Source organism: Umezawaea sp., assembly GCF_057122925.1.
Genome location: NZ_DBNGPQ010000066.1, coordinates 1 through 19273 on the forward strand (window position 1 = coordinate 1; position 19273 = coordinate 19273).

Below are 19273 nucleotides of genomic sequence, written 5' to 3' on the forward strand. Positions count from 1 at the left end.
CCATCACCACCCTCAACAACCACCCCATCGCCATCACCACCAGCAGCGACCACACCGCACGGGTATGGAACCTCACCACCGGCACCCTGCTCCACACCCTCACCAGACACGAGAACTGGGTCACCGCGGTCGCCTGCACCACCCTCAACAACCACCCCATCGCCATCACCACCAGCGACGACCACACCGTGCGCGTCTGGAACCTCGCTTCGGGGCAAGAAATCGCTTGCTTCAGCATGAGCGGCGGGTTTATTGGCGGACTGTGCCTGGGCCCTTCACAGGAGATCGCCATTGCCGTTGGCTTGGATATCATCGTTATTGAAGAACAAGCAATGGGATAGATTCCCAACCTCAAGCGCCGCGAGAGAATGCAACCTCTAAAAGTTGACTTGACCTTCAAGTTCCGACATCGCCTACCTGCAATTCCACTTTTCCAATCAGCCAAGCTAGGGCCACTTTACCAAGCAGTTCACTCGACAATGAAATTCCATCGAGCGTCATAAATAGCTGAGCCACCCAGGTCGAGCGCCAATAACGACTGGACACCGACGATCGACCCGCACCGTCCGGCTGCGGCGCACACTGTCTCGGCGACCGGGCAGGCTAGGTCGGCTATCGCAGGTGACGTACACCCAACGAGGCCCGTAGAGCCGCCAACACGCTCGACACGATCAGTAAAATAGTGATCTTCACCACGCAAAACTCGACCGCGAGCCGGGCGGCGTCGTGACATCAAACGTGACACGAACCAGGGTCGACCAGAGGAATTCACGAGGTTCCTGGAAGCCTCAGTGAGAGTATAGTTGCAGGTAGAGACGGGTGATAGCTTCCAGGCCTTCCCTCCGGAGGCGGGACCGCAGGTTCGAATCCTGCTGAGAGCACCACCGCTTGACCTGCACGGTTACCCGAGTCTCTGGGCAACCTGGCCTGGCTCGTGACATCACACGCTGGCCACTGGCCTCATGTTCATGGCCAGGGGAGACGACAAGCGCGAGACAAGCAGCATCGACACGCTGCCCGGCGGCGCACTGCGCGCTCGTGTATGCGGGGAGCGACCCGATCTCGGGCAGGTGCCACTACCTGGTGGAAACGGTCCCTCCCGGCCCGAACGCCGCCGCCTGGGCCGAGAACGTCGTGCCGGGCTCATCAGCATTGAGCCGAGCCAAAACTTTCCCGAGGCCGAACAACCCGACAACCGTCACACGAACTCACCACAGCACTTCTGCGCTCGTGCCTGGTGGTGGAGTTGGTGCAGGCGCAAAGAGAGCCTGCACCAACTCCACCAACGTGTGCATCGCAGAACTCTAGGTTTTCGCCAGCGGATGCGGCTCCTCAGTCAGCGCGGCGAGCGCGGTCGCGACCTCCTGGATATCGGCACGCACGTAGGTCGTGGTCGCACCCGCGTCACCAGGACCGACATGCCCGGCAAACGCCCTGGTGACCGCATAGCTGAAATTGCGTTCCACCCACGTCAACGTGGTGTGGCGCAACCAGTGCGCGGTCACCATCTGCGTCGCCACCCACGGCAAATGCTTACCTAACCTCTCCCACAGGTAGTCGTAGCGCCGCTTGGAGATCGGGCTGCCGTTGGCGTGACGGAACAACGGACCACCGTGATCCCCGCCGCGCTTCTCCGCATGCGCCAGCAGATGCGCCATCAGCGTCGGTGACACCGGCTGCCAGCGGTGGGTGTCGGCCTTCTCGTGCAACAACACCAAGCACTGTTCCGGATCCAGATCCTTGCAGTGCAACGATAGAAGTCCCCCGCGACGGCACGCGGTCTCGATGTGGAACCGCAGCATCAGCGCGTCCAACGCCGGATCGTCCCCGGTTCGCGAGGCCACCTCGACCAGATCGGCCACCCGCTCGTCGGGCAGACCGTGTCGGGTGGAGGGTTTACGGCGCGGTTTGTCCACCTTCATCGCCGGGTTCTGCGCCTCGGTGAGGAGGCCGTCGGCGACCGCGTGCTTGTACAGACACCGCAACGCCGCGATCAGGTGCTCCACCGCGTTCCCGCCGCCCCGGCCGTTGCGACGTACCACCCGATTGGCCCGCACGTACTGAGCCAACGCGCCGATGTCGGACGGGGTGACCTCGTCCAGGCGCCTGCCGCCCCAGCGTTCCAGCGCCCGGTTCCAATACGGCCCGTAGACGCGCAGGGTTCCCGGACTCGTCACGTTCCGCACGATCGGCACATACTCGGCGAAGGTCGGCACGTACGCTCGCTCCACCGGCTCAGCCACCAGATCCGCAGCCGACACGCCCAGACTTTTGAGCAACAGCAGGGCCGCGTCGATGGTCGCGCGATCCGGCGTAGCGGCGCTCACGCGTCATCACCGCCGAACACCCTCGCGTGGTGAGCCAACACCAGTCGATCCAACGTGGTCGTGGTGTGCACCGCCAGCACACCCCGTTCCAGGTCCGCGACCAGCAGCACCCGGTCCCCCGGCGACAGTGCGCACCAGTGCCGCACGGGAGCGGGAACCACCGCCAACAGCCCAGGCGGCACTCGGAACAGGCCCTCCTCGTCAGGCCGGATCAGAACCACGTCCCGCACCAGCGCGACATCGAGATGCTCATCCGACCGCCAGCCCAGGGCACGCATCATCCGACGATCGCCGAACCGGCCGCCACGGTCGAGGGTGGCCATCCCGTAGAGCATCGGCCGTTCGTGCGGCAACGTCGCGAGCCGCGGCAACGGCAACCCGGAGATCTCCCCCGACCGGGCGATCGAGGCCACGGTGTCCCGCACCGGGTGGACCAGTGCAGGAATGATCGACTCGGCGGTCATACGCGACACCACCCAGGGTGGGCGATCGACGGCAACGTCTTCCAGGGCACCCGGAAGACTGCTCCGAGCACCCTGGAAGACGTGAAACTGACCCTGTAGGCTTGCGAAATTTCGCAGCTGTGAGTGACCGAGGGGGGACTTGAACCCCCACGCCCTTTCGGGCACTAGCACCTCAAGCTAGCGCGTCTGCCATTCCGCCACCCGGTCTTTCGGCTTTCGCCGTGGTGTGTGCATAGATTACATGATCGTTCCCAGAGACCAAAATCGGGGGGTGTCTGGGAGGTTCCAGGGAGTGGAAGCAGTGGTAGGAAGGCTGCGTGAGCAACTTGGATGAGGGTGCGGGGCTGCTGCTGGCGCAGGACGAGGTCGTGGGGCTGGCCAGCGAGTTGATTCGGATCGACAGCACGAACACCGGGGATCCGTCGACCGTGGTCGGGGAGCGGGCCGCTGCCGAGTGGGTGGCTGAGAAGCTGGCCGAGGTGGGGTACGAGACGACCTACGTCGAGTCCGGGGCGAAGGGGCGGGGGAACGTCATCGCCCGGCTGGCCGGGGCTGATCGGGAGCGGGGGGCGTTGCTCGTGCACGGTCACCTGGACGTGGTGCCCGCTGACCCGTCCGAGTGGTCTGTGCACCCGTTCTCCGGGGCTGTGCAGGACGGGTACGTGTGGGGGCGCGGGGCTGTCGACATGAAGGACATGGTCGCCATGTCGCTGGCCGTGGCGCGCCGGTTCAAACGAGATGGGATCGTGCCGCCCCGGGACATCGTGTTCGCTTTCCTGGCGGATGAGGAGGCCGGCGGGTTCTTCGGGGCGAAGTGGCTGGTGGAGAACCGGCCCGAGCTGTTCGAGGGGGTCACGGAGGCGATCAGCGAGGTCGGTGGGTTCTCGATCACGTTGAAGGACGACGCCCGCGCCTACCTGGTGGAGACCGCCGAGAAGGGGATCCGGTGGTTGACGCTGCGGGTGCGCGGGACCGCCGGGCACGGGTCGATGATCCACCGGGACAACGCGGTGGCGAAGTTGGCCGAGGCGGTGACGAAGCTGGGCAACCACCAGTTCCCGCTGGTGGTGCGGCCGTCGGTGCGGGAGTTCCTGGACGGGGTCACGGAGATCACCGGGTGGGACTTCCCCGAGGAGGACCTCGAAGGGGCGGTCGGGAAGCTCGGGGCGTTGTCGCGGATGATCGGGGCGACGTTGAGGGACACCGCCAACCCGACGATGTTGTCGGCGGGCTACAAGGCGAACGTGATCCCGTCGGTGGCGCAGGCCACTGTGGACTGCCGGATCCTGCCCGGTCGGGAGGAGGCGTTCGACCGGGAACTGGCGGAGCTGCTCGGGCCTGACGTGGAGCGCGAGTGGGTCGGGTTGCCGCCGGTGGAGACGACGTTCGACGGGGCGTTGGTGGACGCGATGGCCGCGTCGATCACGGCTGAGGACCCCGGTGCGCGGGTGCTGCCCTACATGTTGTCGGGTGGCACGGACGCGAAGTCGTTCCAGCGGCTGGGGATTCGGAACTTCGGGTTCGCGCCGTTGAAGCTGCCCGCGGACCTGGACTTCTCGGCCCTGTTCCACGGGGTGGACGAGCGGGTGCCGGTGGACGCGCTGAAGTTCGGTGTGCGGGTGTTGGAGCGGTTCCTGCGGAACTCGTGACGTCGAGCGGCCGGGGCGCGGATGTCGCGCTCCGGCCGGTCGTGACCGGGTCGCGCGGTGGTGTCAGAGGGCGAACTGGGCTTTGACGCCCGCGATGAAGGTGTCGTCGGTGCTGGCGCGGGCGTCGAGGGCGGCCTTGACGTCGTCTCCCGCGGTGTAGCGCAGCTGGTCGGTGCCGTCGGTGGCGGCGGTGACGATGACGTCGGCCACGAGGGAGGGTTGCGCCGCCGCGGTGAGGAAGTCCTGGAACCCCGCGATCACCTTCTGCACGATGGGCTGGTAGTCGGTCAGGGAGTCGTCGTTGGCGAAGTCGAGCGAGCGGCCCGTGAACTCGGTGGCGACGGCGCCGGGCTCGATGATCTTGACCTTGATGCCCAGCGGGGCCAGTTCGAAGTGCAGGGACTCCGAGATGCCTTCGACGGCGAACTTCGACCCGTGGTAGAGGCTGCCGAGGGGGAACGTCACCCGGCCGCCGATCGAGCTGATGTTGACGACGCAGCCCGACCCCTTGGCGCGCAGGTGCGGCAGGACCGCCTGGGTGGTGGCGAGCAGGCCGATCACGTTGGTGTCGAACTGCTGCCTGATGCGGGCGGCCGGGAACGCCTCGAGCGGCCCGTAGGCGCCGTAGCCCGCGTTGTTGACCAGGACGTCGATGCCGCCGAACCTGGCCGTGGTCGCGGCGACGGCCTCGTCGATCGACGTCTGGTCGGTGACGTCCAGGCGGGTGACGAGAACGTTGTCGAGTGCGGTCAGCTCCTGCTCGGCACGGGGGTCGCGCATGGTGGCGACCACGTTCCAGCTGCGGGCGTGGAACGCGAGGGCCGTGGCTCGGCCGATGCCCGAGGAGGTGCCGGTGATCAGAACGGTCTGGGACATCGTGGTTCTCGTTTCGGGTGGAGGGGTTCGTCTTGTTCTCCACCCTAGGAAGGGGAATCAGCGGCGGCAGTAGCGAGACGCGCCGTCCCGGTGGCCATGTGCGCCACCCGTTCCGCGCGGGTTCGGGCCGGTGTGCTGCCCGTCCAGGAGCGGTAGGCCCGGTAGAACGACTTGGGGTCGTCGTAGCCGAGCAGGAACGAGATCTGCTCGGTGGTGAGGTCGTCGTCGCGCAGGTACCGGTGCGCCAGCGTGGTCCTGGTGTCGGTGAGAACGGCCTGGAACGTGGTCCGCTCGCGCAGCAGCCTGCGTTGCAGCGTGCGGGTGCTGACGGCCAGCGAGCGGGCGACGCCCTGCATCGTGCCCTGGCCGGTGGGGAGGAGTTCCAGGAGCGCGGCGCGCACCCGGTCGGTGGTCGAGGCGTCGCGGTTGACCTCGGACAGCCGCTTGCGCAGTTCGGGTTCGAAGTACTGCCACATCAGCTCGTTGGCGGTGAGGAACGGCCGGTGGGCGTCGTCGGCCGCGAACGTGATCGCGGGCCGCGGTGCCTGCTCCACGTCGATGCCGAGGTAGTCGAGGAACGGTCGGGTGTCGTCGGGGACGTCGGGCACGGTGAGCCGGAGCGGACGCACGTCGTGGCGGGTGCCGATGCGCGCCATCGCCACCCAGAACACGAGTTCGGCGATCACGAGGACGGGTGGCGGGGTGTGGCCGTCGGGCCACAGGCAGGTCAGCGTCAGGTCTGTTCCACCAGTGGTCACGTCCAGGCGCAGGGGGCCGATGAGCGCCTTGTAGCCCGCAAGCCTGCGGGCCGCGGTGTCGAGGTCGCGGCTGCACAGCGCGGCGAACATGGGTGGGTTGAACACCTCCGGTGAGAGCGACCGGCCGATGCGCACGACGAGGTCCGGGCTGTCGGCCTCGGCTTCCAGCGCCTCCCAGAACGCGAAGTAGTCTCGCGATTCGAGGGTGACGGGCCCGTGGGCCAGCAGGTCCGCGGGCTGGCCCGCTCGTCGGAGCACGTTCGGCAGGGATATCCCGAGGTCGTGCAGCAGGGCACCCGCGGTCGTGTCGAGCGCGAACCTGTCCACGTCTGCTCTCCTGGTCGTGGTGGCGGTGGCGGTTCCACCGTATTCGCCGGAACGGGCGCGGAGGGGGCGGGCCGCGGAACGTCGCATCGAACGCTTTGGCTGTGGCGCACGTAGACACGTTCGTGGCCAACAAGGAGAACGACGGGGTACTGGCTCGGCGGTGTCGAGGCTCCGATCGCGGCGGGACGTCCGGTGTCCGCGGTGGCGGGGCGGCCAGATGAGACGACGTTCGTCGTCCCCCGGCGCGGCGGCTCTTCCCGCGGGTGGGGCCCGGTTCTGGCCTGTTCAGCCGGTCACGACGCCCGAAGAACTGCTCGCCGGAGCCGGTGCCGGGACGCCGGGTCCACGCCCGCGGACGTGTGGTCCACCCAGCGCGGGGGTACTCGTTCGCCGTGCGGGCGACGAGTGATCTTGGTCGGCTCCTGGTCGGGCGATCCGCGTCGGCGCGGTGCGGTGAACGCTCTCGGCGGTGTTCGGAGCGACCGAGTCCCACTACCGTAGACGTGGTGGAAGCGTTGGCCGAACGGCGCTCCGGGCCGGTCACCTCGACCGTGGCCGCTCACCCGGATCAGACGCCGCCAGACCGTGTCGACGTGATGAGCCACGGGTGCGCGGCGGTGGAGCCCGGCCCCTTCCCCGCGTCTTCTCGGACGTCCGCGCAGGTTGGCACCGCGGTGATCGGCGCGGGCGAGCACCGCCACCCCCTCCGGTGGCCCGGGTGCTGCCGCAGCACTGTCTTCCCTCCCCACGAGGCACGTCAAACAGGAGGTCATGTCCATGGGCGCGGTCCGCGACCTCGTGAACGAACTCAGGCGGCGTGGCGCGACGGTCCACGAGTGGCCCGGCTGGGACGGCCGGGGCAACTCCGGGGTGTCGCAGATCAGTCCGGTCGGCGCGGTCCTCCACCACACGGCGACCGGTTACGGCTCGGCGTTCCAGGCCCTCGTCACCGGGCGGCCCGACCTCCCCGGTGCTCTGTGCAACTTCTCGGGCAATTCGGACGGATCGTTCACGGTGATCGCCTCCGGCCTGGCCTACCACGCGGGCCGCGGCGCGGGCCCGTCCCTCGGCCCGCTCAGCCCGTACGCCGGGAACATGAACCGCTACACCGTCGGTCTGGAGATCGTCTACCCGGGCAACCAGCCCATGACCGACGCCCAGTGGCGGTCGATGATCCTGTTCGGCAGGGCCGTCGTCGACCTGTTCGCCGGGGGCGACCCGGAGCACGTCCGGGCCCACGCCGAGACGAACGGCCGCACGGGTGACGGCAAGTGGGACCCCGGCTTCGCCCCAGGGCAGACGATCGACATGGCGGCCGTGCGCCGCGACATCGGCAACTGGGATCCATCAACCCCTTCATCGGAGGATGACAACGTGGCTCTCATCAACACGACGATCCCCGCCCACGAGGGCGATGGTGACCGCAAGTGGTACTCCGTCGCCGTCCCGCCCGTCGAGGGATCGCTGAGCGTCCCGGTCAACGGTCAGGCGTGGGTCCACCTCCACGCGCCCAACAGCGAGGCGACGGTGGAGGTCTGGAGTTCGGCGTCGGGGTTCGGGACTCCCCTGGCGACCATCACCGTGAAGCCCGACGCCTACGTGTCCATCCAGCTCACTCCCGGCACCACCGGCCTGTCCTTCCGCTACCTGGAGGGGACGCAGGACGTGGCCGTCACCCTCGAGACCTACCGGCCCTGATCGCACTCGGCGGACCTGCTCAGGGCGTCGCCCCCGGCGGTCGGCGGACCGGTGGCACCGGGCTGCCGGCCGTCCACCCGGTCGATTAGCGTGCCTCGGTGCCGCGCGCTGGAGGGCGGGCTACCGCCGCGCGGGTCAGGAGGAACGCCGGCAGGGACAGGCCGAGGCCGAACCTGACGGCCCACGTGGTGGCCGGTTCTTCTTGGCGTTGCGGGGAAACGACGACCGAGACGGCGGTGCCCGCCCACCAGCCCACGAGCGGGCGGTGCCGGCGGGCTCCGGGTTCGCCGGGGTCTCTGCGGTCAGCACGTCGGGCCGGGGTGCGGTTGCCCTGCCGCCGGATGGTCTCCCCTGGTCAGAGGGGTCGCGTGCGGAATTGTCGGACCTCGCCTCTACCGTGCTCCCCAGTCGAACCGAACTGGGAGATGTGCCGTGCGCAGGTGGGAACTCGTTGCCGATGGCTCCGCGAAGTTCTGGGAGGTCGGGCGGAACGGCACAGGGGTGACCGTGCGCTACGGGCGGCTCGGTTCGGCGGGGCAGACCAAGGTCAAGGACTTCGCGTCGGACGCGCTCGCGGTGGCGCACGTGGACAAGCTCGTGGCGGAGAAGGTGAGGAAGGGGTACCGGGAGGTCGGTGGCGTGCCCGTGCCGGTCTCCGACGGGGGTGCGGCGGTCGCTGTCGCCGAGGACGGGGGTGCGGCGGTCGCTGCCACCGAGCGGCCGGACGAGTCGGCGTTCGTGGTGCCGCCGTCGTGGCGCGTCGCGGTCAAACCGGGGCGTGGGCAGGGTGGGCGGCGAGCGGTCAAGTCCGCTCGGGACGTCGAGGCCTTCCTGCGGTCCAAGTTGGAGCCGCGTCCCGACCGGTTGACCGCGCTGCTGGTGAACCCGGAGTCGGTGCCGGACCTCGTGGACGCGGCGCGGGCCTACCTGGACGGTCGTCCGACGCCGCTGGGGGCGGCGGTCGTGGGGGCGGCGCTGACCGACGAGGCGTCGCGGTACTACGGCAGGGAGGACATCGCCACCCTCGCGGACGCGTGGGTCGTCCGGCACGGGTTCGCGTTCGCGGCGCAGGCGGCGAGCGACCTCGGGCGGCTGCTCGTCTTCTGGTCGGGTCGGCGCAACCGCTCGACGGCGGCGGTGGGGTGGCGCACCGAGGACCGTCACACCTGGCCGTACGCCAACCGCCAGGTCGTGGAGCGGCTGCGGGTGTTGCTGGCCGGAGCGGCCGAGGCCGACTACCTGGCCGCGGTGGAGGCGTTGTCCACGCGGCGCGACGACCTGCTGACGCGGACGATCGCGGCGTTCCTGGCGCCGACCAGGGGCGAGTGGATCGACGAGCTGGTCACCGAGGTGCTGGCCGGGGGTTCCCTGGTGGAGGAGCACAGGCTGTTCCTCACGTCCCTGCGGACGGTCGAGCAGGTGCGGGCGGTGTTCGCCGTGGACGCGTACCGGTGGTGGGCCGCCGACAAGGACGTCCTGCCGACCGTGGTGTGCGCGGTCGGCTCGGGCATCGCCCCCGTCCTGGCCGGGCTGCTCGACGACGAGACGGGCGCGGAGCAGCGCAGGCTCGTGGTCGAGGCGCTCGCGTGGCTGCCGACCGACGAGGCGTTCAGGCTGCTGGTGGACCGGGTGGACGAGAAGTTCGTGCTGGCCGCCGTGGTCAGCGCGATCAAGCGGTACCCGGAGCGGGCGCTGCGGGTGTTGGCCGCCGTGAGCGGGTCGGCGACGGTGACGTCGTTGCTGGTCGGGCACGTGAGGGCCAACCCCGACCTCGTGGCGGCGGTGCTGCCGGGGTTGGACGAGGGTTCGCGGGCGGCGGTCGAGTCGGCGGTCGCGGACGAGGAGTCCGTGCCGGACGCACCCGCGGACCTGCTGCCGCGGGTGCTGGTCGCTCCTCCGTGGACGGTCGAGCGCGCGGCGGTGAAGCCGGTCGTCGTGGCCGGGCTGGAGTCGCCGACGACGCGGGAGGTCCGGTGGCAGCCGGGTGAGCGGGAGGTGTGGTCGGAGGCGTTCGGCGACTACTACTGGGCCGACGCGACGTTCCCCGAGTGGGCGGTCGCGGTCGCTCGGCTGCTGGCGGGCAACATCCCCCACCACATGCAGCCCGCGCTGGTGTTGAAGGCCCCCAAGGAGTTGCTGCGCCGCCACCTCGTGGACTGGCGGCCGGAGATGTGGTCGGCGATGGACTGGGCGAAGCCGTTCGTGGCCCGCTTCGAGGTCGACGCGCTCCCGGTCGCCCTGCGGATCGCGAGAGCGGATCCGACGGCGGGCGCGGAGGTGCTGCTGCCGTTCGCCGACGGCGAGGTCGCGTTGCTGATGGCGGACTGGTTGGCGCGGCTCAAGTCGGTGCACGCCGTCGCGGTCGCGTGGTTCCTGCGGCACCCGGAGGTCGCGGTGCGGGCGCTGCTGCCCGCCGCGCTGGCGAAGCCGGGCAAGGCGCGGCGGGAGGCCGAGGCCGCGCTGCGGCTGGTCGCGGCGCGCGGGCACGGCGACGTGGTGCGGCGGGTGGCGGCCGAGCACGGGGACCGGGTCGTGCGGGCGGCGGAGGCGCTGATCGCCGCCGACCCGCTGGACCACCTCCCGGCGAAGATGCCCGTGGTCGGTGACTGGGCGGATCCGGTGCTGCTCCCCCGGATCCTGCTGCGGGACCGGCGGAACGCGCTGCCCGTGGTGGCGGCCGGGCACGTGCTGGTGATGCTGGCGATGTCCAAGCCCGACGACGTGTACGCGGGTGTCGAGGTGGTGCGGGAGGTGTGCGACCCGGAGTCGCTGGCGCGGTTCGCGTGGGCGGCGTTCGAGGCGTGGCGGGCCAACGGGACACCGCCGAAGGACGGGTGGGTGCTGCCCGCGCAGGGGCTGGTCGGCGACGACGAGACCGTGCGGGCGCTGGCGCCGGTGATCCGGGCGTGGCCCGGTGAGGGCGGGCACTCCAAGGCGGTGGCCGGGCTCGGGGTGCTGGCGGCGATCGGCAGCGACGTGGCGCTGCTGCACCTCAACGGGATCGCGCAGAAGGCCCAGTTCGGCGGGTTGAAGACGCGGGCGCGGGAGAAGATCGAGGAGGTCGCCGCCGCGCTCGGGCTGACCGGGGACCAGCTGGCCGACCGGCTCGTGCCGGACTTCGGGCTGGACGACGCGGCGACGCTGGTGGTCGACTACGGGCCGCGGCGGTTCGTGGTCGGCTTCGACGAGCAGCTCAAGCCGTACATGGTGGACGGCGACGGCAAGCGGCGCAAGGACCTGCCGAAGCCGGGCGCGAAGGACGACCCGGAGTTGGCGCCCGCGGAGCACAAGCGGTTCGGGGTGTTGAAGAAGGACGTGCGCACCGTCGCGGCCGACCAGATCCGCCGGTTCGAGGCGGCGATGGTGCTGCGGCGGCGGTGGTCCGCCGCGGAGTTCCGGTCGTTGTTCGCCGAGCACCCGCTGCTGTGGCACGTCGTGCGGCGGCTGGTGTGGATCACCGAGGACGGGCGGGCGTTCCGGCTGGCCGAGGACCGCACGCTCGCCGACGTGCACGACGACGCGGTGGAACTGGCCGAGGACGCGGTCGTGGGGATCGCGCACCCGCTCGACCTGGGCGACTCGCTCGGTGGGTGGGCGGAGGTGTTCGCCGACTACGAGATCCTCCAGCCGTTCCCGCAGCTGGGCAGACCGGTCCACCGGCTGTCCGAGGACGAGCGGACGGCGTCGACGCTCAAGCGGTTCCAGAACACCACGGTCCCGGTCGGCAAGCTGCTCGGGCTGACCAACAGGGGGTGGCAGCGCGGCGAGCCGCAGGACGCGGGCATGGAGTGCTGGATCACCCGACCGGTGGCCGGTGGGACGGTCGTGGTCAACCTGAACCCCGGTATCGCGGTCGGTGTCGTCACGATGTTCGAGGACCAGGAGTTGACCGACGTCTGGCTCAACGACCGCGGCGGCGCGTGGCGGCGCGGCGGGTCGCGGACGTTCGGTGAACTCGACCCGATCACGGCGTCCGAAGTGCTGGCCGACCTGACCTCCCTGACGAACTGAGGAAGAACCGTTGTCCGACACCACGAAGGTCCAGCGGCCACCGGCCGAGGTCAGGTTCGCCGACGAGTTGGCGCGGCTGCGCGAGAGCGACACCGCGCACCGGCCGCCGGGGTGGGCGCTGAGCCTGCAAGGGGCTCGGCGGTTCATCGTCGGTGACGAGCGGGAGGGAATCACGCGCAAGTTCGTCGGCGACCCGTCGCTGATCGACCGGGCGCTGGTGACGTTGGCGACCAGTCGCGGGTTGATGCTGGTCGGTGAGCCGGGCACGGCGAAGTCGCTGCTGTCGGAGCTGATCGCGGCGGCGGTGTGCGGGGAGTCGACGCTGACGATCCAGGGGGGCGCGGCGACGACCGAGGACCAGATCAAGTACTCGTGGAACTACGCGCTGCTGGTCGCGGAGGGGCCGTCGCCGCGGTCGCTGGTGCCCGCACCGATGCTGCGGGGCATGGCCGAGGGGAAGGTCGTGCGGTTCGAGGAGATCACCCGGTGCCCGCTGGAGGTGCAGGACAGCCTGCTGTCGCTGCTGTCCGAGCGGGTGGTGGCGATCCCGGAGCTGCCGGGGTCGGACGGGATGGTGTTCGCCAACGACGGGTTCACCGTCATCGCGACGGCCAACACGCGCGACCGAGGGGTCAACGAGATGAGCGCGGCGCTCAAGCGGCGGTTCAACTTCGAGACGGTGTTCCCGATCGCCGACTTCGGCACCGAGCTGGACCTGGTGGAGCAGGAGGCGCGGACGCTGCTGGAGCGGTCCGGGGTCGGGGTGCAGCCGCGGCGGGACGTGCTGGAGGTGCTGGTGACGACGTTCCGGGAGCTGCGGGACGGGGTGACGTCGTCGGGGCAGCCGATGGACCGGATGTCGACGGTGATGAGCACGGCTGAGGCGGTGTCGGTGGCGCACGCGGTCGGGTTGCGCGGGTGGTTCCTGCGGGGTGAGGCCGGTACTCCAGCGGACCTGGTGGAGTGCCTGGCGGGGACGGCGGCCAAGGACAACGCGGACGACCTGGCCAGGTTGCGGCGCTACCTGGAGCAGCAGGCGTCGAAGCGGCGCGGTGAGCAGTGGCAGGCGCTGCACCGGGCTCGTCACCTGCTGCCCGGCTGATGGCGACGACGTTCATCGGGGTTCGGCACCACAGTCCGGCGTGCGCCGGGCTGGTGGCGTCGACGATCTCACGGCTGCGGCCCGCGCACGTGCTGATCGAGGGGCCGGTCGACATGAACGGTCGGCTCGACGAGCTGCTGCTCGGCCACGAGCTACCGGTCGCGGTCTACACCTACTACCGCGACGGGGAGCGGTCGCACGCGTCGTGGACGCCGTTCTGCGACTACTCCCCCGAGTGGGTCGCGCTGCGCGCGGGCCGGGAGTGCGGGGCGCAGGTGCGGTTCATCGACCTGCCCGCGTGGCACCCGGCGTTCGCGGGGCGCGGCAACCGGTACGCCGACGCGGAGGCGCGGTACACCGAGGTGACGGGGAGGTTGTGCCGGGAGTTCGCGGTGGACAACGTCGACACGCTGTGGGACCACCTGTTCGAGGTGGAGCCCGCGGACGGGGTGGCGGAGCGGTTGACGGCGTACTTCGACCTGCTGCGCGGTGAGGCGACGACCGAGCACGCGGACGTGGAGCGCGAGGCGTACATGGCGTCGTGGATCCGGGCGGCGCAGGCCGACGCGGGTGATCGGCCGGTGGTCGTGGTGACGGGTGGGTTCCACACGCCCGCGCTGCGGGCGATGACCGCGGGGCGATCCGGGTCGGCGGGTCAGGGCTCGCCGGTGGTCCAGGGCTCGCCGGCGGGCCAGGGCTCGCCGGCGGGCCAGGGGTGGCCGGAGGGAGCGGGGCAGGACTGGCGGGAGTCTGCGGGGCAGGGCTGGCCGGAGGGCGCGGGCTGGGACCGGTGGAAGTCCGCGGAACAGGACTGGCAAGAGCCTGCGGAACACGGGTGGCCGGAGGGAACAGGCCGAGACCGGCGGAAGTCCGCAGGCCAGGAGCGGCCGGAGGGGGCGGAGCGGGACCGGCGGGAATCCGAGGGCCGGGAGCCGCCCGAGGGAACGGGCCCAGACCACCGGGAATCTGCCGGGTCTGGGTGGTCGGGGCCGGAGGGGCAGGACTGGCAGGAGGCAGCGGGGCAGGGGTGGCGGGAGGCAGCGGGGCAGGGCTGGCCTGAGGTGCCGCGGCCTCCGGAGGAGGCGGTGGGGGCGAGTTATCTGGTGCCGTACTCGTTCCGGCGGTTGGACGCGTTCACCGGCTACCAGTCGGGGATGCCGTCGCCGGAGTACTACCAGCACCTGTGGACCGACGGGGTGGCCGGTGCGGGGGTGGCGCTGGTGGAGTCGGTGGTGGGGCGGTTGCGGCGGCGCAACCAGCCGGTGTCCACCGCTGACCTGATCGCGGCGCGGACGCTCGCGGACGGGTTGGCGCGGCTGCGCGGGCACGCGCACCCGTCGCGGACGGACGTGCTGGACGGGTTGGTCGGCGCGCTGGTGTCGGAGGACCTGTCGCAGCCGCCGCCGTGGACGGTGCGGGGGCCGCTGCGGCCGGGTGCGCACCCGGCGGTGGTGGAGATGGTGGCGGCGCTCAGCGGTGACCGGGTGGGGCGGTTGCACTCGGCGACGCCTTCTCCCCCGCTGGTCGCGGCCGTGACGGCGGAGCTGGCCGCGGTGGGGCTGGACGGCGCGGGTGAGGTCGCGGTCGACCTGACCGGCGACCTCGGGTTGCGGCGCAGTCGCGTGCTGCACCGGTTGCGGGTGCTGGGGGTCGCGGGGTTCCAGCGGTTGTCCGGGCCCAGAGGTGGGGGTGATCCGGTCTACACCGAGCGGTGGCGGCTGACGCCGTCCGACGGCAGGCTGCCCGCGCTGATCGAGGCGGCGGCGTACGGGGCGACGCTGGACGAGGCCGCGGCCGGGGTGCTGCACGAGCGGGTGCCGGACGCGGAGGTCGACGAGCTGGCGGCGGTGCTGTTCGACGCGGCGCTGTGCGGGATCACGGCGCTGGGCGACGGTGTGGTGTCGGCGTTGCGGGCTCGGGTGGCGGCGGTGTCGGACGTGGCGGCACTCGGTCGGGTGCTGGCGACCGTCGTGGGGCTGTGGCGCTACGACGGGCTGTTCGGGACGGCGGGCAGTCCGGTGCTGGGCGCGGTGATCAGCGGTGCGGTGACGCGGCTGCTGTGGCTGGTGGAGGGGCTGCACGGCGGGGCGGGTCCCGCTGACCGCAGGCGGTTGCTGGCGGTGGCCGCGACCAGGGACGCGGTGCTGCACGCCGACGCGGTGCTGGAGACCGGGCGGGACGCGGCGGTAGCGGTGCTGCGGCGGGTCAGCGCCGACCCGCAGGGGCCGCCGGACCTGCGCGGTGCGGCGTTCGGGTTCTGCTGGTCGCTGGGTGACGGCGGCGACGTGGAACGGGCCGTGCGGGGCATGTCCGGGCCGAGGACGATCGGTGACTGGCTGGCGGGGCTGTTCGCGGTGGCCCGCGAGGAGGTGCTGTCCGCCGACGCCGTGGTCGGGCTGTTGGACGAACTCGTGCACGCGTTGTCCGAAGAGGACTTCCTGATCGCGCTTCCCGCGTTGCGGCAGGCGTTCGCGTTCTTCCCGCCGTCGGAGCGGGAGACGATCGCGAAACGGGTGCTGGTGGCGCGGGGCGAGGGCGGGGCCGTCGGGTCGCTGCGGCTCGACGTGGACCCGGCGGTGGTGGCGGCCGGGATGGCGTTGGAGGCCAAGGTCGACGCGGTGCTCGCGCGGGAGGGGTTGGCATGACCGGGATGGAGCGGTGGCGGCTGATCCTCGGAGAGCCCGCCGGGCCGCACTGCGGCGCGCTGGAGGGTCCCGCGGCGGGTCGGGACGCGGCGCTGGAGTGGCTCTACGGTCGGGAGGCAGACCGGGAGGACCGCGATGTGCGGCGCGGCGGGCAGGGTGGTTCGGTGCTGACGACCGTGACCTGGCTGGACGACGTGCACCGGCTGTTCCCGAAGGAGACGATCGAGCGGCTGGAGCACGACGCAGTCGAGCGCTACGACATCACCGAGATCGTCACCGACCCGGAGGTGCTGGCGCGGGTCGAGCCGAACGCGGCGCTGCTGCGGGCCGTGCTGCGCACCAAGCACCTGATGAACCCCGAGGTGCTGGCGATGGCCCGGCGCATCGTGGAGGCCGTGGTCGCGGAGATGGTGCGCAAGCTGGCCAAGGAGGTGCGGCAGGCGCTCAGCGGCACGCGGTCGCGGCGGCCGAGCACGTTCAAGCAGGCCCGCAACTTCGACTTCCGGCGGACGATCCGGGCGAACCTGGCGCACTACGACCCCGTGCGGCGGCGGGTGTCCATCGAGAAGCCGATGTTCTCCTCGCGCACGCGGCGGCACCTGGAGCAGTGGCAGCTGATCCTGGTGGTGGACCAGTCCGGGTCGATGGCGGGGTCGGTGATCCACTCGGCGGTGTCGGCGTCGTGCCTGTGGGGTCTGCCCGGTCTCAAGACGCACCTGATCGCGTTCGACACGTCGGTGGTGGACCTGACCTCGGACGTGACGGACCCGGTCGAGCTGCTGATGAAGGTGCAGCTCGGTGGTGGCACGGACATCGCGAAGGCCGTCGCCTACGCCGACGGGCTGGTCGAGAACCCGAGGCGGGCGATCGTCGTGGTGATCTCCGACTTCTACGAGGGCGGGGATCCGAACCGGTTGGTGCGCACCGTGCGCAAGCTCGTCGAGCAGGGGTCCGAGGTGCTGGGGCTCGCGGCGCTCGACGAGGACGCGAACCCCGACTACGACAGGGATCTGGCGCAGCGGTTGGCGGACGTGGGCGCGCACGTGGGGGCGATGACGCCGGGTCGGCTGGCCGAGTTCGTCGCGGAGAGGATCGGCTGATGCGGGACGACCTGCTCGCGTTGACACCGGAGGCGTTGACGGCGCTGGCCAACCGGGGTCTGGTGAAGCGCGCGACGAAGGACCTGGACGCGGGCGCTGGGCCGGTCGTCGAGGTCGAGGGCGACGCGGTGCGCGGTCGGTTCCCCGACGGGGTGGAGGTCGAGCTGCCGGTCGGGGTCGCGCTCGGGGCGGCGCCGTGTTCGTGCGGTGCGCACGCGGTGTGCAGGCACCGGATCGCGGTGGTGCTGGCCTACCAGCGTCGGCACGAGGACGAGCCCGCGCCGGAGTTCACGGCGTGGTCGCCGGGTGCGATCGACGACGCGGCGCTCACCGCGCTGCTGGGCGCGCGGGGGTTCGCGGCGGCTCGGCGGTCGCACGCGGCAGGCTACCCGGTGCGGCTGCGCAGACCGACGGCGGCGGACCCGGCCGCGAGCGCTGAGCTGCCGTCGTGCACGGTGCGGTTCCTGGTGCCGGGTGAGCTGGGCTACGTGCACGCGGACGCGACCGCCGCGCGGCGGGACGAGTTCGTGGCGCACGCGGTGTGGGCGTTCCGCGAGGCCGATGAGCGCGGGCTGGTCGAGGACGTGGTGCGGTTCGACGTCGGTGGGGGCGCCGGGCCGGACCGGGCCGGGCTGGCGGGCGTGCTGGAGTTGGCCGACCGGGTGCTGCTCGACGGTGCGGCGCACGCCGACCCGGTGCTGGACGCCGGGCTGCGGCGGACCAGGGTCGAGCTGGGTGCTCGCGGTCTGCACTGGCCCGCGGCGGCGGTGGACGACCTGGTGGGTCAGTTGGAGGCCTATCGGGAGCGGTCGGCGCACTACCGGCCGGAGCGGTTCGCGGAACTGGTCGCGGAGCTGCACGCGCGGCACCGGGCGACCGGTGCGCGGTCGCAGGTGCTGGGCACGGACGTGCCCGCCGAGACGCCGATGAACCGGGTGCGGGTGACGGCGCTGGGGTGCCGGGTGCGCGGCACGGTCGAGGACCGGACGGTGGAGGTGTTCTTCGCCAGCGGTCCGACGACGCTGGTGCTGCGGCACCGCTGGGCGATCGGGGAGACCGAGTCGCCGACGGGGCACGACCTCGCGCCCCGTCGGGTCGCGGGCACGACGCTGGGTGCGCTGGCGGCGTCGAACGTCGTGTCCGAGTCGGCGTCGCGCAGCGCGAGCCAGGTGCTGAAGGTGTCGGCGGGGCGGGTGTCCAAGACGTCGATCACGCCGGTGGGGCGGTCGTGGGAGGGGTTGCCCGAGCCGGTGCTGGTCCGGTCGCTCGCGGCGGAGGCGGGTGCGTTGGAGCGGTTGCCGCCCCGGTTGGTGCGGGCGCGGGTGGAGGCCGAGCTGGTGCGGGTCGTGGCGGTCGCCGAGGTGCGGTCGGTCGGGTACTCCTCCGGTGCGCAGCGGTTGGACGCGGTGGTCGCGGACGAGTTCGGGACGACGGCGACGATCTCGGCGACCCACCGGGGTGTCGCTCCTGGTGCGCTGGACGCGTTGGCCGGGGCGTTGGAGTCCGGGCCGACGATGGTGAGCGGGTCGCTGCGGCGGGTCGGGGGTGTGGTCGTGATCGACCCGCTCGCGGTGCTGACGGATGCGGGTGTGGTGGTGCTCGACCTGGCTCCGGTGGGGGACGTCGGGATGGTGCCGGGGTATCGCGAACCCGAGTCGGACCTGATCGGGGACGCGGTGGACGAGGCGCTGGCGGTGTGCGCGGATGCGGCGCACCGGGGGTTGCGGCACGTCACGCCGAGTCTGCGCTCGCGGCTCGGGGACGCGGCGGCGGAGTTGCGGCGGGTGGGTTTGCACGGGAACGCCGCCGCCGTGGCGGCGCTTGGGGAGGAGGTGAGTGCGAGGACGTGGGTGGACGCGCAGGTGCGGTTGCTGACCACGCTGGAGTGCCGGTGACGGTTGGTTGTGGACGGGGTACGGCGGTGCCGGTCGGTTGAGGGGATTTCGGGGCAGAGTCCGGAGAGGGCTGGTGCTCGGTGGTGCCGGTCGGTTGGTTGCGGGTTCAGGAGGAGAGTTCAGGAGGAGGGGCAGGGAGAACTGCGGGCCTGGTTGTGGTGGTGATCGGCTTGGTGCGGGCGCGGGCGCGGGTTCGTGGCTGGTGACGGGTTCAGCGGTGGTGGGTGTCTGAACCGGGTCAGCGGTGGAGGGTGTCCGGGAGGCCGGGTCAGCGGTGGAGGGTGTCCGGGGAGCCGGGTCAGCGGTGGTGGGCTTTCCAGGCTTGTTCGGCGGCGTGGTAGCCGCTCATGCCGTGCACGCCCGCGCCTGGCGGGGTGGCGGCTGAGCACAGGTACATGCCTGGAACGCCGGTGTAGTAGGG

General features: G+C 71.3%; 12 protein-coding genes and 1 tRNA gene. 8 read left to right on the forward strand and 5 right to left on the reverse strand.

From position 1 onward, the window contains the following. Window positions 1-341, forward strand: a 341-nt coding sequence (locus tag AC156L_RS15235) for a WD40 repeat domain-containing protein (RefSeq protein ID WP_484406943.1), incomplete at its 5' end; no start/stop codon positions are given. Window positions 342-1304: 963 nt separating this feature from the next. Here AC156L_RS15235 and AC156L_RS15240 read toward each other — a convergent pair. The 3 genes from AC156L_RS15240 to AC156L_RS15250 all read right to left on the reverse strand — a co-directional run bounded on the left by AC156L_RS15240 (window position 1305) and on the right by AC156L_RS15250 (window position 2998). Then, window positions 1305-2327 carry a tyrosine-type recombinase/integrase gene (locus AC156L_RS15240; RefSeq protein ID WP_330883457.1) on the reverse strand — a complete coding sequence of 341 codons (1023 nt, stop codon included), beginning with the start codon at window positions 2325-2327 and terminating at the stop codon, window positions 1305-1307. Beyond that, window positions 2324-2791 carry an AbrB/MazE/SpoVT family DNA-binding domain-containing protein gene (locus tag AC156L_RS15245; protein WP_330883459.1) on the reverse strand — a complete coding sequence of 156 codons (468 nt, stop codon included), beginning with the start codon at window positions 2789-2791 and terminating at the stop codon, window positions 2324-2326. Before AC156L_RS15245 ends, AC156L_RS15240 begins: the two co-directional genes overlap by 4 nt. 124 nt (window positions 2792-2915) lie before the next feature. Beyond that, window positions 2916-2998: transfer RNA gene (locus AC156L_RS15250), tRNA-Leu, on the reverse strand. A gap of 119 nt (window positions 2999-3117) precedes the next feature. Here AC156L_RS15250 and AC156L_RS15255 point away from each other — a divergent pair. Continuing rightward, the gene (locus AC156L_RS15255) at window positions 3118-4440 is read left to right on the forward strand and encodes a M20/M25/M40 family metallo-hydrolase (RefSeq protein WP_330883478.1); all 1323 of its coding nucleotides are present in this window, start codon (window positions 3118-3120) and stop codon (window positions 4438-4440) included. Window positions 4441-4503: 63 nt separating this feature from the next. Here AC156L_RS15255 and AC156L_RS15260 read toward each other — a convergent pair whose 3' ends face one another. Both AC156L_RS15260 and AC156L_RS15265 read right to left on the reverse strand, forming a co-directional pair. Continuing rightward, window positions 4504-5316, reverse strand: a complete 813-nt coding sequence (locus AC156L_RS15260) for an SDR family oxidoreductase (protein WP_330883461.1) — start codon at window positions 5314-5316, stop codon at window positions 4504-4506. A gap of 44 nt (window positions 5317-5360) precedes the next feature. Then, a complete protein-coding gene (locus AC156L_RS15265) occupies window positions 5361-6401 on the reverse strand; it encodes an AraC family transcriptional regulator ligand-binding domain-containing protein (RefSeq protein ID WP_330883464.1) in 1041 nt (346 codons plus the stop codon). Between the two features lie 771 nt (window positions 6402-7172). Between AC156L_RS15265 and AC156L_RS15270 the strand changes: the two genes are divergently transcribed. The 6 genes from AC156L_RS15270 to AC156L_RS15295 all read left to right on the forward strand — a co-directional run bounded on the left by AC156L_RS15270 (window position 7173) and on the right by AC156L_RS15295 (window position 18852). Beyond that, window positions 7173-8099, forward strand: coding sequence for a peptidoglycan recognition protein family protein (locus AC156L_RS15270; RefSeq protein ID WP_330883466.1), 927 nt, complete (start codon window positions 7173-7175; stop codon window positions 8097-8099). 432 nt (window positions 8100-8531) lie between these two features. Further along, a complete protein-coding gene (locus AC156L_RS15275) occupies window positions 8532-12110 on the forward strand; it encodes a DUF4132 domain-containing protein (RefSeq protein WP_330883468.1) in 3579 nt (1192 codons plus the stop codon). Between the two features lie 10 nt (window positions 12111-12120). Beyond that, window positions 12121-13212 carry an ATP-binding protein gene (locus AC156L_RS15280; RefSeq protein WP_330883470.1) on the forward strand — a complete coding sequence of 364 codons (1092 nt, stop codon included), beginning with the start codon at window positions 12121-12123 and terminating at the stop codon, window positions 13210-13212. Continuing rightward, window positions 13212-15857 (forward strand): DUF5682 family protein, encoded by a 2646-nt coding sequence (locus AC156L_RS15285; RefSeq protein ID WP_484406945.1) that lies wholly within the window; start codon window positions 13212-13214, stop codon window positions 15855-15857. The genes AC156L_RS15280 and AC156L_RS15285 overlap by 1 nt, the downstream gene beginning before the upstream one ends. After that, window positions 15854-16957: a VWA domain-containing protein gene (locus AC156L_RS15290; RefSeq protein ID WP_484406947.1), complete on the forward strand. Its 1104-nt coding sequence runs from the start codon at window positions 15854-15856 to the stop codon at window positions 16955-16957. The genes AC156L_RS15285 and AC156L_RS15290 overlap by 4 nt, the downstream gene beginning before the upstream one ends. Then, window positions 16957-18852 (forward strand): SWIM zinc finger family protein, encoded by a 1896-nt coding sequence (locus AC156L_RS15295; protein ID WP_484406948.1) that lies wholly within the window; start codon window positions 16957-16959, stop codon window positions 18850-18852. Before AC156L_RS15290 ends, AC156L_RS15295 begins: the two co-directional genes overlap by 1 nt. The last annotated feature ends 421 nt before the right edge of the window (window positions 18853-19273 follow it).

Coding starts and splice junctions, on each gene's coding strand:
- AC156L_RS15245 (WP_330883459.1), bottom strand. CDS start 2,791: ATGACCGCCGAGTCGATCATTCCTGCACTGGTCCACCCGGTGCGGGAC.
- AC156L_RS15260 (WP_330883461.1), bottom strand. CDS start 5,316: ATGTCCCAGACCGTTCTGATCACCGGCACCTCCTCGGGCATCGGCCGA.
- AC156L_RS15270 (WP_330883466.1), top strand. CDS start 7,173: ATGTCCATGGGCGCGGTCCGCGACCTCGTGAACGAACTCAGGCGGCGT.
- AC156L_RS15285 (WP_484406945.1), top strand. CDS start 13,212: ATGGCGACGACGTTCATCGGGGTTCGGCACCACAGTCCGGCGTGCGCC.
- AC156L_RS15290 (WP_484406947.1), top strand. CDS start 15,854: ATGACCGGGATGGAGCGGTGGCGGCTGATCCTCGGAGAGCCCGCCGGG.
- AC156L_RS15295 (WP_484406948.1), top strand. CDS start 16,957: ATGCGGGACGACCTGCTCGCGTTGACACCGGAGGCGTTGACGGCGCTG.